This is a genomic window from Wolbachia pipientis (genome assembly GCF_001752665.1).
Classification (GTDB): domain Bacteria; phylum Pseudomonadota; class Alphaproteobacteria; order Rickettsiales; family Anaplasmataceae; genus Wolbachia; species Wolbachia pipientis_A.
Genome location: NZ_MJMG01000007.1, coordinates 56,206 through 72,391, shown reverse-complemented (window position 1 = coordinate 72,391; position 16,186 = coordinate 56,206). Strand labels below are relative to the sequence as shown.

The 16,186-nt window shown below is 31.8% G+C and carries 15 protein-coding genes and 1 rRNA gene; 10 read left to right on the top strand and 6 right to left on the bottom strand.

The window, feature by feature from the left end; all coding sequences use genetic code 11:
• Nucleotides 1–468: 468 nt before the first annotated feature.
• On the bottom strand, nucleotides 469–912 hold the full coding sequence (locus tag BIY23_RS03365; RefSeq protein WP_261722512.1) for a hypothetical protein: 444 nt from the start codon (nucleotides 910–912) through the stop codon (nucleotides 469–471).
• 260 nt (nucleotides 913–1,172) lie between these two features.
• On the opposite strand from BIY23_RS03365, the gene BIY23_RS03360 reads away from it, so the two are divergent.
• The 4 genes from BIY23_RS03360 to BIY23_RS03345 all read left to right on the top strand — a co-directional run bounded on the left by BIY23_RS03360 (nucleotide 1,173) and on the right by BIY23_RS03345 (nucleotide 4,784).
• A 16S ribosomal RNA gene (locus BIY23_RS03360) occupies nucleotides 1,173–2,677 on the top strand.
• A 32-nt stretch (nucleotides 2,678–2,709) separates the two neighbouring features.
• Nucleotides 2,710–3,138 (top strand): succinate dehydrogenase, cytochrome b556 subunit, encoded by a 429-nt coding sequence (gene sdhC, locus BIY23_RS03355; protein WP_315940525.1) that lies wholly within the window; start codon nucleotides 2,710–2,712, stop codon nucleotides 3,136–3,138.
• Complete coding sequence (sdhD, locus tag BIY23_RS03350; RefSeq protein WP_070065129.1) at nucleotides 3,135–3,491, top strand: succinate dehydrogenase, hydrophobic membrane anchor protein; 357 nt, start codon at nucleotides 3,135–3,137, stop codon at nucleotides 3,489–3,491. The genes sdhC and sdhD overlap by 4 nt, the downstream gene beginning before the upstream one ends.
• Nucleotides 3,492–3,578: 87 nt before the next feature.
• Nucleotides 3,579–4,784 carry a hypothetical protein gene (locus BIY23_RS03345; RefSeq protein ID WP_070065128.1) on the top strand — a complete coding sequence of 402 codons (1,206 nt, stop codon included), beginning with the start codon at nucleotides 3,579–3,581 and terminating at the stop codon, nucleotides 4,782–4,784.
• Between the two features lie 10 nt (nucleotides 4,785–4,794).
• Here the strand turns inward: BIY23_RS03345 and metG are convergent, their stop codons facing one another.
• The 5 genes from metG to BIY23_RS03320 all read right to left on the bottom strand — a co-directional run bounded on the left by metG (nucleotide 4,795) and on the right by BIY23_RS03320 (nucleotide 9,291).
• On the bottom strand, nucleotides 4,795–6,321 hold the full coding sequence (gene metG / locus BIY23_RS03340; RefSeq protein ID WP_070065127.1) for a methionine--tRNA ligase: 1,527 nt from the start codon (nucleotides 6,319–6,321) through the stop codon (nucleotides 4,795–4,797).
• Nucleotides 6,321–7,478 (bottom strand): bifunctional 2-polyprenyl-6-hydroxyphenol methylase/3-demethylubiquinol 3-O-methyltransferase UbiG, encoded by a 1,158-nt coding sequence (gene ubiG / locus BIY23_RS03335; protein ID WP_070065126.1) that lies wholly within the window; start codon nucleotides 7,476–7,478, stop codon nucleotides 6,321–6,323. Before ubiG ends, metG begins: the two co-directional genes overlap by 1 nt.
• Nucleotides 7,479–7,625: 147 nt before the next feature.
• Nucleotides 7,626–8,228 carry an SURF1 family protein gene (locus BIY23_RS03330; RefSeq protein ID WP_070065125.1) on the bottom strand — a complete coding sequence of 201 codons (603 nt, stop codon included), beginning with the start codon at nucleotides 8,226–8,228 and terminating at the stop codon, nucleotides 7,626–7,628.
• A complete protein-coding gene (bfr, locus tag BIY23_RS03325; RefSeq protein ID WP_070065124.1) occupies nucleotides 8,222–8,698 on the bottom strand; it encodes a bacterioferritin in 477 nt (158 codons plus the stop codon). Before bfr ends, BIY23_RS03330 begins: the two co-directional genes overlap by 7 nt.
• A 137-nt stretch (nucleotides 8,699–8,835) precedes the next feature.
• On the bottom strand, nucleotides 8,836–9,291 hold the full coding sequence (locus BIY23_RS03320; protein ID WP_081326545.1) for a TIGR02281 family clan AA aspartic protease: 456 nt from the start codon (nucleotides 9,289–9,291) through the stop codon (nucleotides 8,836–8,838).
• Between the two features lie 124 nt (nucleotides 9,292–9,415).
• On the opposite strand from BIY23_RS03320, the gene yidC reads away from it, so the two are divergent.
• The 6 genes from yidC (at nucleotide 9,416) to BIY23_RS03295 (ending at nucleotide 16,055) form a co-directional block, all read left to right on the top strand.
• Nucleotides 9,416–11,080, top strand: a complete 1,665-nt coding sequence (gene yidC, locus BIY23_RS03315) for a membrane protein insertase YidC (RefSeq protein WP_070065122.1) — start codon at nucleotides 9,416–9,418, stop codon at nucleotides 11,078–11,080.
• Nucleotides 11,081–11,097: 17 nt separating this feature from the next.
• Nucleotides 11,098–11,544, top strand: coding sequence for a transcription antitermination factor NusB (nusB, locus tag BIY23_RS03310; RefSeq protein WP_070065150.1), 447 nt, complete (start codon nucleotides 11,098–11,100; stop codon nucleotides 11,542–11,544).
• Nucleotides 11,545–11,603: 59 nt separating this feature from the next.
• Nucleotides 11,604–13,181 carry a hypothetical protein gene (locus BIY23_RS03305; RefSeq protein ID WP_081326541.1) on the top strand — a complete coding sequence of 526 codons (1,578 nt, stop codon included), beginning with the start codon at nucleotides 11,604–11,606 and terminating at the stop codon, nucleotides 13,179–13,181.
• Nucleotides 13,182–13,244: 63 nt separating this feature from the next.
• Nucleotides 13,245–13,367 (top strand): transcription antitermination factor NusB, encoded by a 123-nt coding sequence (locus BIY23_RS04980; RefSeq protein WP_081326544.1) that lies wholly within the window; start codon nucleotides 13,245–13,247, stop codon nucleotides 13,365–13,367.
• A gap of 74 nt (nucleotides 13,368–13,441) precedes the next feature.
• Complete coding sequence (locus BIY23_RS03300; protein ID WP_186820155.1) at nucleotides 13,442–15,001, top strand: hypothetical protein; 1,560 nt, start codon at nucleotides 13,442–13,444, stop codon at nucleotides 14,999–15,001.
• Nucleotides 15,002–15,653: 652 nt separating this feature from the next.
• Entirely contained in the window at nucleotides 15,654–16,055 is a 402-nt protein-coding gene (locus BIY23_RS03295; RefSeq protein WP_070065120.1) for a hypothetical protein, read from the top strand.
• Nucleotides 16,056–16,186: the final 131 nt, after the last annotated feature.

Sequence of the window (16,186 nt, the reverse complement as noted above, 5' to 3'; positions counted from 1 at the left end):
RMGCAATGTCTGCTGTTTTGTTTTGTACTGATTGAGTCATCTCGCTTGCTTTATTTTTTGTCGCTTGAGCAACATCACTAGCTTTATCACCTATATCTTTAGTTACCTTGCTCACTCTATCACCTACAGTATTAGCAGTATCTTCTATTTTATGGACAAAACCTTTTGTTTCTTTTTTCTTTGGAACTGTATTACATATCCTATCCATTTTTTCTCTTAATTTTCTATTTGATGTCTTTATTACTTCTAGCGAAGTGTCTAACTTTTTTATCTCTTCATCTACTGCAAAACTGTTTAAAGAACAGAGAGTTAATAAAGAAGCTAGAGCAGTTTTGGTGTATATAAATTTTTTCATGCAATGCCCCCGAAAATTTCAAAATTTTAATTAAAATTAATAGAATTAAAGCTATCTTATAACTAAAATAAAAATAAAATGCAACACATAATCTTACTGTAAAAGGAGTTTTTTTATTGACTATCATATATTTGGAGTAATTCTTGAGCGTTAGTCTTTATTGAGTGTGGACATTGCACATCATTAAGTAGTGAGCGAAGTATTTCTGCTGCAGCTGGAATATCATTATTATGTATCTTAATTATTGCAATTGCTTCTTTGCTTGAGTATGGATAAACAGTACTAGATTTTAAATTATTAATTTTTTCTTCTGCTATTGTATAATCTAGTGAATTCATTACTTCCAGATATTGTGCTAATTCACGTAGGATATGAGGTGTTTTCTTATCACTTGCGAGACTGTTATAAGTAGATACTGCTTCTGATAATCCTACATACTTAGCTGCATGTTCAAATTTAACAAGATATTGCCAATTAGATTCTGTTTCGAGTAATGGCTCTAGTGGATCTTGTCCAAATAATACCTTATAAAGTTTATCACCTGCGGATGTAGTCAAACAGTATATTGATGTACTAATTAATATAGTGAATAATATGATATGCTTCTTCATTAGTTTTTAATTATATAAGCCTTATATTATATTAAATTTTTTAATTTGCAAAAAACATATTGACATGCTGATTATACAGCACGATAATAGTCGAGTAAGTTGTTTGAATAGTTGGAGATTTTTTAAAGTAGAAATAAAGGCAGCAGTATTAAGCTAAATTATTGTATTAATTCAACCTTTTAGATCAGTCTTTTAGGTTGAAGTCTAAATTTGAGAGTTTGATCCTGGCTCAGAATGAACGCTGGCGGCAGGCCTAACACATGCAAGTCGAACGGGGTTATTATTACAGCTTGCTGTAATAATAACTTAGTGGCAGACGGGTGAGTAATGTATAGGAATCTACCTAATAGTACGGAATAATCATTAGAAATGGTGACTAATACCGTATACGCCCTACGGGGGAAAAATTTATTGCTATTAGATGAGCCTATATTAGATTAGCTAGTTGGTAGGGTAATGGCTTACCAAGGCAATGATCTATAGCTGGTCTGAGAGGATGATCAGCCACACTGGAACTGAGATACGGTCCAGACTCCTACGGGAGGCAGCAGTGGGGAATATTGGACAATGGGCGAAAGCCTGATCCAGCCATGCCGCATGAGTGAAGAAGGCCTTCGGGTTGTAAAGCTCTTTTGGTGAGGAAGATAATGACGGTACTCACAGAAAAAGTCCTGGCTAACTCCGTGCCAGCAGCCGCGGTAATACGGAGAGGGCTAGCGTTATTCGGAATTATTGGGCGTAAAGGGCGCGTAGGCGGGTTGGTAAGTTAAAAGTGAAATCCCAAAGCTTAACTTTGGAATTGCTTTTAAAACTGCTAATCTAGAGATTGAAAGAGGATAGAGGAATTCCTAGTGTAGAGGTGAAATTCGTAAATATTAGGAGGAACACCAGTGGCGAAGGCGTCTATCTGGTTCAAATCTGACGCTGAGGCGCGAAGGCGTGGGGAGCAAACAGGATTAGATACCCTGGTAGTCCACGCTGTAAACGATGAATGCTAAATATGGGAAGCTTGCTTTCTGTATTACAGCTAACGCGTTAAGCATTCCGCCTGGGGACTACGATCGCAAGATTAAAACTCAAAGGAATTGACGGGGACCCGCACAAGCGGTGGAGCATGTGGTTTAATTCGATGCTACGCGAAAAACCTTACCACTCCTTGACATGGAAATTAAGCCTACCTGAAGAGGTAGGGTCGGTTCGGCCGGATTTCACACAGGTGTTGCATGGCTGTCGTCAGCTCGTGTCGTGAGATGTTGGGTTAAGTCCCGCAACGAGCGCAACCCTCATCCTTAGTTACCATCAGGTCATGCTGGGGACTTTAAGGAAACTGCCAGTGATAAACTGGAGGAAGGTGGGGACGATGTCAAGTCATCATGGCCCTTATGGAGTGGGCTACACACGTGCTACAATGGTGATTACAATGGGTTGCAAAGCCGCAAGGTTGAGCTAATCCTTAAAAATCATCTCAGTTCGGATTGTTCTCTGCAACTCGAGAGCATGAAGTCGGAATCGCTAGTAATCGTGGATCAGCACGCCACGGTGAATACGTTCTCGGGTCTTGTACACACTGCCCGTCACGCCATGGGAATTGGCTTTACTTGAAGCTAACGACCTAACCGTAAGGAGGGAGTTATCTAAAGTGGGGTCGGTGACTGGGGTGAAGTCGTAACAAGGTAGCCGTAGGAGAACCTGCGGCTGGATTACCTCCTTAGGCTTTGTGTATTAATTCACTGTTTTTTAATAATGGTGTTATTATGCACATGCTGCTGCCTTTATTTCTACTTTCTTTTTTGTTTTATGAACAATAGGCCTCTTTCTCCACATTTACAAATATATAAAATACAAGTTACCAGTTTTTTCTCTGGTATGCACAGGATAACAGGTATCTTGTTGTTCTGCTTGTTAATAGCGGTTTCTTGGTGTTACATATTACATACGTGGGTTCCAGATCTATTTATAGTAAGTTATTTACATACATTGTCGTCTAGTTTCTTTGCTAAATTATTTTATCTTTTTTGTTTTATAATTCTTACTTATCACTTTTTAAATGGTATCCGCTATTTACTGTGGGATGTAGGTATAGGGTTGGGAATTACTAGTGTCTTAGTAAGTGCTACAGTATTAATGCTGGTTTTACTTTTTTCTTCTGTAATTTTTTATTTTAATATATGAAGCAGGTTAAGGATGCAGTGCATTACTGGAAGAGTCAGAGGTTTTCTGCTTTAGTTTTATTATTTTTATTTCCTTGGTGTATTTATTTGATTTTTTGTATAAATAATTCTAATTTATTAATAGAAAGTACTTGGAAACCATTGATTAATCCTTTGGAGTTTTTATTTTTTATTGTGATATTATTTTATGCTTTTCACCATGCAGTTTTAGGAATGCAGATAATATGTGAAGATTATATTCATAATCCCATTATTAGATTTTTTTTAATAAGAGTTATTCAATGTTTATCAATTATCACGTATGTTATTCTGACTTTTACAATTTTTTGTTCTAATCGTTATTTTTGCTTTTAAATTCTTTCTTGCTAAATTAACAAATTTATTTTAATATATATTTAACATGGTGGTTTTATTATTGTAGTATAGTAAGGTTATGTATTTATGTTGTTAATTACGAAATTTATAGAAGCTTTTCAGTTTATAGAAAGTAAAGTTAAACCTGTAGGGCATGTACTTGTTTGGTATGATTGGTTACAAAAGAAGCTTCTTGGATCTGATGAAGTTTATATTAAAGATTTAAGGGAAGTAATGACATATGGAGAAAAGCGATATAAGTATCCGAAAGAGTATGATAAAATTGTAGAAAATGCTCAGATTTCTACAGAAGGTGATAGTTATAAGTTGAAATATGGTGCAAAAGAATATTTACTGCGTAAAATTCATCCTGAAGGTGATATAACTGGCTGTAATAATGTATATTTTACTACTGAGTTTTTAGCATTAAATCCTGGCTTTTTTAAACATGCCAAAAATTCTGGTAAAGAGCAATATGAGCCATTTGGATTTGCACTAGGTGTTGAGTCGCGAGATGTCAGGGAGTACCTTCCAGTTTTTGAATGTAATGTGTCGCCGGGTAGAAAGCTTGAATTTTCTACAAAAGGTCAGGATAAGACTAATAAAGAGAGGAGCCTTGAATTATTATATATTTCTCGTGATAAAAAAGAGAGAGTTTCTTTTTTCGAGATTAGAGGTTATAAGGACGATGTGGAAATGCTAAAAAGTATATGGTCTGTTCTTATTGTTTTTCCTACAACTATTGGCAAAATGGCTGCTAATGCGTTTACATTTATTCCTATCGAGTTGGGTAGGTATTTAATGGAAAAAGATAAGAAAAAAGGTAATCCGATTTTAAGAGTATCTGGTATGTTATTATTTGGTTCTGGATCTTTTGTGAAGCACTTAGTTAATTTTATTTGTGTATCACTTCGTATAGTAGGTATAGGAATATTTACAGGTAATAAAGAGAAATATGCTGATAAATATTGGACTAAGTTAAGATATCAGTGGGATGGGTTATGGAGTGATATCACAAATGATTATAATATGCTATGTGACCGTGATTATGTTGACAAATCTAATAATAAAACAGATGAATCAAGTAGATGTGGTACATGGAAAGAGCTCAATTCTATGAAGGGTTTGGAGGAGGAAAAAAATTCAGAGCAGATGATTATCATACAAGATCAAGGACAAGGAAACAGTCAGAATGGTCATCATCAAGGCCAGAACAAACCTATGGGTTTTGCTACACAAGAGAAATTAAGAAATCAAAACAGGAGAATAATAGATAATTATAAAACATTTTAAAAGAGTGCTACTATGGTATAAATTTTAGAAAAATTGGTACTGGTTTAGGTAGTGTTGTACCGTACTGTATTTGTGCATTATACAGTGATTTAAACTTCCGTTCCTCTTGGGGAATTTGAAGCTGATTTAGAATTTTTTCTGCAGATTGTGGAATGATAGGTTGTAGTAAGATACCTATTATTCTTATATGTTCTAATAATTTACAAATTACTAAATTCATTTGTGCTGTATTGGTTTTGCTTAATATCCATGGGGTGCTTTTATCTATATAAGCATTAGCTTCTGAAGAAATATTTAAAATTAAAGCAATAATATTATTAAATTCATATTTAGATAAATAACCTTTTATTTGATTGTATATAGTTTTACAGTTTGGTAAGCTTTCATTACCTATAAGCAAGTTTTTGTCAATTATTGGAATCACTCCATTGTACTGTTTATGTAAGAATGACATTGTTCTTTGTACTAAATTACCTACATTATTTGCAAGCTCTGAGTTTATTCTGGATATCATAGTTTGTTTACTAAAATTTCCATCTTGGCTAAAATTTACTTCTCGTAGAAGAAAATAACGTAACTGATCAACACCAAATTCCTTGGACAATTTAATAGGGTCAATAATATTACCAAGTGATTTTGATATCTTCTTTCCTTCATTAAGCCACCAGCCATGTACAGCAATCTGTTTAGGTAGCGGAAGCTCTGTAGCCATAAGAATTGCTGGCCAGTACACAGCGTGGAAACGCAATATATCTTTACCGATTACATGGACATTAAAGCAATTTTTATTCATCCAGAACTTTTTATATTCATTATCTTCAACATTGGGGAAATTTACTGATGTAATATAATTTGTTAGTGCGTCTATCCATACGTAAATTATATGCTTGTTATTATTTGGTACTGTGATTCCCCAACTGAAACTAGTGCGTGAAATTGAAAGGTCGGTTAATCCAGATTTAACAAATGCGATAACTTCATTTTTCCTACTTTCGGGAAAAATGAAATCTGGATTATCTTGATAAAATTGCAATAACTTGTCCTGCCAATTTGATAATCGGAAGAAGTAACTCTCTTCTTTGAGCCATTCAACATCAGCGCCTGTTGGTGCTTTACCATTAATTAATTCTGATTCTTGATAAAATGCTTCATCACGTACTGAATACCACCCTGAATAGCAGCTTAAATAAATCTGCTCTCTTTCTTGTAACCTATTCCATAAGGCGGTTACTGCGTTTACATGGCGCTTATCAGTAGTGCGAATGAAATCATCATATTGGAAATTCATAAATGCAGCTAATTCCTTAAATGTAGTACTGACTTTATTTGTAAAATCTTGTGGGTCTATTCTATTTGCTTTAGCTGCTTTTTCAATTTTTTGTCCATGCTCATCGGTACCTGTGGTAAATTTTACACTCTTTTCATCTAATCTTATGAATCTAGCTATTACATCGCATAACAGTGAAGTATATGCATGTCCGATATGCGGCTTGTCATTTACATAATATATAGGAGTGGTTATGTAAAATTGATCCATTATGCTAGCTGACCACAAATTATATAGTTAACATCTACGTTTTTAGTCAATTTCCATTCATTTTTTATGACGTTATATTCCATACCTACCATGTCTTGTAGCATAATATTATTTTGTCTAAAAAGATTTGCAATTTCTGATGGTTTTAAAAATTTTTTCCAATTATGAGTACCCCTAGGCACCCAGTTTAGTATATACTCTGCGCCAATAATTGCAAGCAGAAAGGACTTTATAGTTCTGTTTATTGTGGATATGAAAACTAAACCTTCTGGTTTTAGAAGTTCTAATGTCCTACTTACAAAAAAGTCTAAATTATCTACGTGTTCAACTATTTCCATTAGTAATATAATATCATATTTTTTGTTATCGTTGAACTGTTCAATACTGGTATGTATATATTCTATATTAAGTCCCATTTTTTCTGCATGTGACTGTGCTATCTTGATGTTTTTTTCGCATATGTCTATTCCTACAGTATTAATACCAACACGTGTTGTCATTTCTGATAAGATGCCGCCACCACATCCTACATCGAGTAGTAATATTTCCTTTAAATCACATTGTTTGAATTCTTTAATTTTTTCTATAATGTAAGACCCTCTAATTGGATTTATCATATGTAGCATCTTAAATTTGCCATTTTGATTCCACCAGTCATCTGCTATTTTAGCAAATTTTGAGATTTCACTTTCATTATAAGTTTTTTCGTTAATATCATTTAGCTTATTCACTCGTTTTGTATGTCGTGGCTCTTGTGAAAATTCTGTCTCTAAAAAGTTTATTACTATATCTCTTGCTAATTCAGTAGCAATGAGTCTTGCACCTAAGCACAGTACGTTGGCATTATTATGTTCACGAGCTAATTTTGCAATTTCAATGTTATTACATGACACAGCTCTCACTGCTTTCAAACGATTTGCTGCAATGTTCATACCTAAGCCTGTACCACAAATCAGTATACCATAGGCTGCTTTCTTATTTGCTATATCTGCTAAGACTTTAATAGCGTAGTCTGTATAATCTACACATTCCTGATCAGCAGTACATCCATGTTCTATAACAGCGTAACCTAATGCTCTTAAGTATGGTACTATTTCTGATTTAAGTTCAAAACCAGCGTGATCTGAAGCAATTGATACTATTGTAGTATGTGTCATTTGTTATAAGAATATGTGGCTTATATAAGTAGTTTATTTTAGATTGTCTGTCAAGTTCAAGAGTTTAAGTATAGATCTAAGCAAGAATACAAAGAGCTATGTCTTGTAAAGAATGGAAGTGATTACATTCTACTTCCATAAAAATCATTAAAACTCATTGCATGCTGCATATCTTCTTGTTTTTATACCGATCACTAACCAAATAAGAGCAAGAACAAACCAAGTAATAGCATATTCTAGATGCTTCATTGGTTGTATAGACAGCTTATTAAACTCTTTCCAGAGTATACATTTTTCTAGCTTAATCCCTAATTCATTAGATATTTCTCTTGTGTTCAATGTGAACCATGTGTTTTCTGAGGGGTTATTTTTAATAAACCAATTTTTATTGTTATTACAGTCTAAGATTCCGTCTAGAGTTGTTTTAATTATCTCTTTTTGTTTTACTTCTTTTTTTTTAGTTATATATTTATTAACCAGCATGTACTTTCCATTTGCAAGCAGCATTGGGGAGAGTGCATAATATCCACGTTTTCCGGCAAAAACATATAGTTCTATGTTACTTAATATTCCATCAATCTCCACACGTTTATAATTAAATTTTTCGAGATTGTCAGTCTGTGAAAGATGTGTGGGTGGTAGACCAATGTTTTTTATTATACTATTTTTATAGTTAAATCTAAACAATTGCCATAATCCTAGTAAGAAGAGTAGTAAAAGAACTGTAACAAATACTATATTCTTTAGCACTGTGTTTTTATGTAATTTTCTATGCCCATTATTTCAATAAGATTAATTTGTGCATTAATCCAGTGAAAATGTTCCTCTTCATTTTTTAATAATTTTTCTAACAAAATTACACTTACAAAATCTTTTTCGCTTTCGGCAACAAAAATTGCTTCTTTGATATCTTGCATACCTTTTACCTCTAATTTTAGGTTAGTCTCTAACATTTCTTTGACTGTGTTTTTTGTGAATTTTCCATGATATTCTGATATTTGATTTGTATCTTGAAAGTTTGGAATCCCATTTAATAATAATATTCTTGTTGCTAACTCATTTGCATGTTCAAGTTCTTCAGTGAGTTCTTTTTGTACTTTATCTGCAAACTTGTGAATTCCATTATGCTTTAGAACCGAAAAATGCAGTAGATACTGACGTACAGAGGTTAACTCATTTGTTAATAATTTATTAAAATGTTTTATTATATCTTTATTCATGTATACCCTTTTAATCTAATCTGTTAGACTATAACATAAAATATAATTGTAGCAATTATAACATAGGTCCTGATAATAAATATATACAACATACAGAATGTCTACTAGGCCATACCATAATTGATTGACCTAGTTTATTAACTACGGTACAAGATCAATGTATCATCTTTTATCATGAAATCAAAGTGCTTTAAAAAGCTCATGCCTAGTAAAGAACGAGACATGGAATAGCTGTTTACACTTGCTTGAACATTACTAATTAAGAAGTGACCTATTTTCATTTCTGGAATCTCAACTATTTTAGCTTCTATAAAGCCTTTTGCAGTTTCATATATCTTAAAATTACTGATATTTTGTACATCAATACCAGCATGTAATGCATCTTTATGTGAAAGAACTATATCAGTTGCACCGGTATCAAGTAGGAATGTTATATTACGATTATTAATTTGTGCTTGTATATAAAAGTGTCCGTCTCGTGCTCTACTAAATTCCACGCTTCCATCACCTTGAACTTTGCCTTTATATGGTGCTAGTATCCTATTGCTTATTGTGGTACCATCTAGAACAAGATTAGATGAATTATAGAACATTGCTACAGTAATAATGATAAATAGCCAAATGATTAAATCTCTCACTAGTTTTTCTCCAAACCCTTAATGTTTATTATTGTTTGAGTGCAATATTTAATATACACTTAAAATTAAAGTATCAGACATGTCAGAAGAAAAAAATTTAATTTTAGCAGTTATATTATCTACATTAATAATATTACTCTGGCATATGATTTCTGATAATTTTATTAATAAAACTAAAAGTATTCAGCAAAAATCTTTAGAAAGCTTTAATTTAGATCATACTGATATTGATCGGTTGCATATTATTGATTCTACTAGTAAACAGAGAGTGAGTTTTTCCAATAATATGTTGAATGGATCAATTTATTTAAAAGGCGCTAGGTTTGATGATTTAACATTAGCTACTTATCATGTTACACCAGATCCTTTATCGCCACAAGTGACATTGTTATCTCCCTCGGAATCAAAGGATGTGTATTTTGCAGAATTTGGTTGGCTAGACCCTAATAATAAAATTGAAGTTCCAAATTCTGAGACTATGTGGCAAGTAAATAAAGCTAATGGCCAGGAAATGGAGTTATATTGGAATAATAAAAGTAATGTTATATTTAAAATGGGAATTAAACTAGTGCACGACTACTTATTTGAAATAAAGCAAATAGTGGAAAATAACACACAAGATAATATAGTTTTAACTCCATACGGTAAAATAAATCGTAAACGTGATAATATTAATGATTCTAGCTGGTTGTCGCATGAAGGTGTGTTGGGTGTGTTTGATGATAGATTGAAAGAGTGGAGGTATAAAGACTTATCTAAAAAGCATTTTATTCAGATAAATACAGATACAGAAAATTGGTTTGGTTTTGCTGATAAATATTGGTTTACAGCTATCGTGCCTGAACAATATAGTAAAGTAAATGTAAGTATAAAACATAAAATTATTAATGAGAGCAATAGATTTCAGGTGGATTTTACTAAACCTAATATAACTATACTTCCAGGGCAAAATGTTTCTAATATCAACTATTTCTTTGCTGGAGCAAAAAAGCTAGACCTTCTAGATTTTTATAAAGATACTTTCAATATTCCACGCTTTGATAAAGCTGTGGATTTTGGTGTACTCTATTTTATTACTAAACCGGTATTCTTGTTGCTTGCATACTTTAATCAGCTGTTAAAAAATTTTGGCTTAGCAATATTATTACTAACATTGGTAGTGAAAATTGTAATGTTACCTTTATCTAGCAGATCACACATTTCAAAACTTAAGCTGAAATATTTACATCCTGAAATAGTACGTATAAAGGAGTTATATAAAAATGATCCACTAAAACAAAACAAAGAAACAATGGCATTATATAAGAAAAATAACATCAATCCAGTCTTAAGTATCTTTTCTACCATCTTTATACATACACCTGTATTTTTTGCATTATATAAGGTGTTATTTGTTACAATAGAAATGAGGCATGCCCCTTTTTATTTGTGGATAAAAGATCTTTCAGCACCAGATCCAACAAATGTTTTTACTTTGTTTAAGTATGAATTACCTATTTCTATAGGTATTTTACCTATAATTTATGGTATTACTATGTTAATAATACACAAATTAAATAAAGAAGATCATATATATAAAACAGATGAATTTAATGTTATGAGATTTCTGCCATATATTTCTGTATTTATTGTATCTTCATTTCCTGCAGGATTATTAATATATTGGATATTTAATAATATAATTACTTTAATTGAACAATGCTTAGTAAAATTCAGTATAAATATTAAAGCTATACATGTTTGATACTTGTTTTTAAAAATATGGATGAAAAATCATTAAATAAGGAGAAGTATCATCTAAAAAGGAGTATGGCAAGGTTTCTTGCTGTACAAGTTGCTTATTCGAACAGCTTTGTAAGCTATTTTTCTGAACGATTGCCAGAATATATCAACTGTTTATCTGATTTATTTTATAATATGGAATTTGACAAGCATCTTCTAGATGGATTATCACACAAGATTCTAAATGATAATATAAAAAAAGAATATGATACAATAATAGAAGCACATTTACGTCCGAGTTGGTCTCTTGAAAGATTAAATATTGTCAGTTTAGCTATTTTACGTGTTGCGATATGTGAACTCATTAATTTTGATACACCAATAGCAGTTGTTGTTAGTGAATATACTGATATTGCATCTGATTTACTTAGCAAATTAAGTGAAATTGGTTTTATTAATGGGTTGTTGGATAGAGTAAAGAAGTAATAATAAATATTGTTATGGTAAAATATATGTTATACTTATGTTAAATTTTAAGTTTGAGTATGTTGGGTGTTAGAAATAACGGAAGACTTAAGGCTATAGCTGTTGCTAGTCTTGCTATGTGTTTAGCCATTGCTGCGGTAAGTAGGTATGGCCTAAAAGTAGTTATGTATAATGTATTGTATACTACGGGTAGTTTTATATTAGTAAACATTATCATACCCTTTATAATGTGCATTATAATAATTGGTTTAGCTTATATGTTAGGTATGTTAAGTGTTAGAAATCACAGAATAATAATGAATGATAGAATATTTAATGCTACACTTAATGCTATTTCTGCTACGTGTTTAGCCATTGCTATGTATTCAGCTGTTGTTGCGGTAAGTGGGTGTGGCCTAAAAGCAAGCATTGCAGCCATTACAATAATTGGTTTAGTTTGGTGGCTGAATGGAGTGGGGTTGAAAATTTCACACAGTTATCAAGTATTTAAACATACTAACATTAGTGAACAAAATAAGTTTTCTGAAGTTTGGGGAGATGTAACAATTAACTTAAAAGATAAAGTATTGTTTTCTGGAATATATTTAATATATCTCTTACAGCTTCCATTTTTATATGCTTTGCCTTTAGTAGATATAAGAAATGTGTGTTGTGTTGGATATCCGCTTACTCGTTACATGCTGAAGCTAAATATTATTTTGCTGTTTCTAGTAATACCGCTTGAATTGATTAAGTATCCATTGATCAAATGTTTTATACCTCTTGGGCTTAATGCAAAACATCTAAGTTTTTTGTTTAATATTAGTGATATAGAAAATAGCTCACAAAATGTTCATACGGGAACCTTTCAAGATAGTATTACTCGATGTGCTATAGAATTGACACAAAGTTTTCCTCAACAACTGCAATCAACTGTGTTAGACAGTGAAATTGCAGATTATATAAATGGGTCTAATGAGCTTACTGTAAAAGCAATAGAGGAGTTAAAACGTTATTTAAACTTTAATGGTTCTAATGATGCAACTTGGAAAGAATCAAAGACTAATTTGACTCTAACTCAAGCGATAAATTTAGTTTATGCTTCTGCAAAAAGGCACGGATTAGATTTGGATCTTCTGAAGTGTATTTTACTGATGCGTTTAAAAGAGGGAAATGGACTATGTACTCTTGGAATGTTTAATCGTATCATTTATTCATTAAGTTGTTTCGATGTAATCAATAACTTTATAGTTGAAGTAAATGCTCAGGTCTATGAGAGAATGCCTGATCTTACAAAAGAGTTTCTTGATAGTTATAGCAACAATAAAAAACTAAAAATTTCAAAAGAGAATTTTGATGATTTTTACAATGAGCGTATATTGACTCCTGATAAGAAAAAATGTATTCATCAATTATTACAAGATGTAAAAAAATTTGTTTTTGATAGGCTTTATTTAGATTATTATAATAGGTATGGCAAGGAAGTTGGTAGGGGTTCTATCAAAGATAAATTAAGGGAATTAATTACAGATGATGAGATAAAGGAAGCTATCAGTATGGTGATAGATGGTATAGAAATTAAAGAGAAGCCATTTTCTTACTTGGAGACGATCAAGTCATTCTTTTCTAGGAAGTTTGATGGCACATCTCCTACATAGGCTCAATTTTACACGTTTTTTATTATAGTTAATTAATATAATCTTCCAGAGGTTNGTGAACTCATTAATTTTGATACACCAATAGCAGTTGTTGTTAGTGAATATACTGATATTGCATCTGATTTACTTAGCAAATTAAGTGAAATTGGTTTTATTAATGGGTTATTGGATAGAGTAAAGAAGTAATAATAAATATTGTTATGGTAAAATATATGTTATACTTATGTTAAATTTTATGTTTTCATATGGTAGGTATTAGTATGTTAGGTGTTATAAATAATGGGAGACTTAAGGCTATAGCTCAGGCTGCAACTATTGCTAGTTTTGCTATGTGTTTAGCCATTCGTATATATAATGATTGCTTGTATATTGGGGGTGGTGATATATTAGAACCCATTATAGTAAGAAGATTTAAGGCTATAGCTAAGGCTGCAATTATTGCTATTCTTGCTACGTATTTAGCCATTCATGTATATAATTATTTCTTGTATATTAGGACTGCTAATATACAAGCATTAGCAGTCATTAATATATTAGCAGCCATTATAATAATTGGTTTAGTTTATTGGCTGAATGAAGTGGGGTTGAAAATTTTACACAGTTATCAAGCATTTAAACATGATAACATTAGTGAACAAAATAAGTTTTCTGAAGTTTGGGGGGATGTAACAATTAACTTAAAAGATAAAGTATTGTTTTCTGGAATATATTTAATATATCTCTTACAGCTTCCATTTTTATATGCTTTGTCTTTAATAGATATAAGAAATAGGTATTATAATTATTGTGTAAGTCGGCTTAGTTATTACATGATGGGGCTAAATATTATTTTGCTGTCTCTAGTAATACCGCTTGAATTGATTAAGTATCCATTGATAAAGTGTTTTACACCTCTTGGGCTTAATGCAAAACATCTAAGTTTTTTGTTTAATACTAGTGATATAGAAAATGACAACGGAGAAAATGTTCAGACTACTACCTTTCAAGGTAGTATTATTCGATGTGCTCTAGAATTAAAACAAAGTTTTCCTCAACAACTGCAATCAACTGTGTTAGACAGTGAAATTGCAGATTATATAAATGGGTCTAATGAGCTTACTGTAGAAGCAAAAGAGAGGTTAAAATGGTATTTAAATTTTAATGGTTCTAATAATGCAACTTGGAGAGAATCACATTGGAGAGAATCACAGACTGATTTGACTCTAACTCAAGCGATAAATTTAGTTTATGCTTCTGCAAAAAGGCAAAGATTAGATTTGGCTCTTCTGAAGTGTATTTTACTGGTGCGTTTAAAAGAGGGAATGAGAAACTGTACTCCTGGAATGTTTAATCGTATCATTTATTCATTAAGTTGTTTCGATGTAACAAATAACTTTACAGTTGAAGTAAATGATCAGGTCTATGGGAGAATGTCTGATCTTACAAAAGAGTGTCTTGATAGTTATAGCAACAATAAAAAACTAAAAATTTCAAAAGAGAATTTTGATGATTTTTACAATGGGCGTATATTGACTCCTGATAAGAAAAAATGTATTCATCAATTATTACAAGATGTAAAAAAATTTATTTTTGATAGGCTTTATTTAGATTATTATAATAGGTATGGCAAGGCAGTTGGTAGGGGCCCTATCAAAAATAAATTAAGGGAATTAATTACAGATAATGAGATAAAGGAAGCTATCAGTATGGTGATAGATGGTATAGAAATTAAAGAGAAGCCATTTTCTTACTTGGAGACGATCAAGTCATTCTTTTCTAGGAAGTTTGRATGGCACATCTCCTACATAGGCTCAATTTTACACGTTTTTTATTATAGTTAATTAATATAATCTTCCAGAGGTTCTGCTGTCTCTTCTTGGTGCAAAGCCAAGTGAATTTATTTAACCTCTGGAAGTTGTTCAATACTTGTCATCCTACCATAACGGCATTTAATATAAATCTTTTTAGTGAAATTTTTACTACAGTTTTAATTCCAGAAATTGACTACATTAGATCTTTTGCAAAACAGAAAATTATTGCAAAAAAGTAAAAAATGTGTCTTTTTGATGAAATTTTCTTGTTTTAAAGGCTATCTAACTTAATAGTTTTCTGGACCCCAGAAAATCTTCTGAGCATTAATTTCGCGAAAGGTCTATTTTATAATTAATGATAATATAGGTTTAGTAAATAATGAGGGTATAGCTCTCGTCACAGCTACGGTATTTCCGTAGCTGTAATAATAATCGTGATAGGTATCAACAGTATTATCAATATGGTAGTGGTTATACTGAAGTGAATTTCAATGTAAATGTGGATGTACCTCCTTATGTATACTATATTGAAAGTGTATACAGGAGTGATGATTTTTTAGATAAGCTTTTATTATGTGAGCTTTTATGTAAATTATGTGAGCTTTTATGTCAGTTATATTTGGTATTTGATTCAAATAGATCATGCCAGTAAAATGTTAGGTTAAATTATGAAAATAGTATATTGCGTCAAGAGAATTATACATTGCAGCAACAAAATACTTGGTTGCATAAGCAAAACGTTGCATTGTCAGATAACAACGATAAAACAGCAGCAGTTTGTTGTCTGCTGTTATTATGTGTTGTACATCATTTTGCTATGTGTGTATTGTATCAGACTTATGTAAAGGGCCAAGCCCTAAAAAAAGCAGAAGAAGAGGGCGCAGTTAAGTCTTTGAATTATTTAATTAGATGGCAAGGTGGTTTTGCTTGTAGTGGGTTAGTATTTGCTGCAGCCAGTTTTCTTATGGCTGGTATGTTTGTGAACCAAACTAATATTTTTGCTGTTTTCTTAGTTAATATAGTGGTATGTTGTGTATCATCTTTACTGTTCTTCCGTGCAATAGGAAAGTCAATGAAAAAATAAAGGTAGCTAAAGCACAAGAAGGCAGTCAATTTCCTGAATATAGTAAGGATCGATCTCCTAGCGCTCCACCTCTTGATGATCGTTTTTCGCCGCCATCACCGTATTCAGATGATCGTTTTTCATCGCCACCA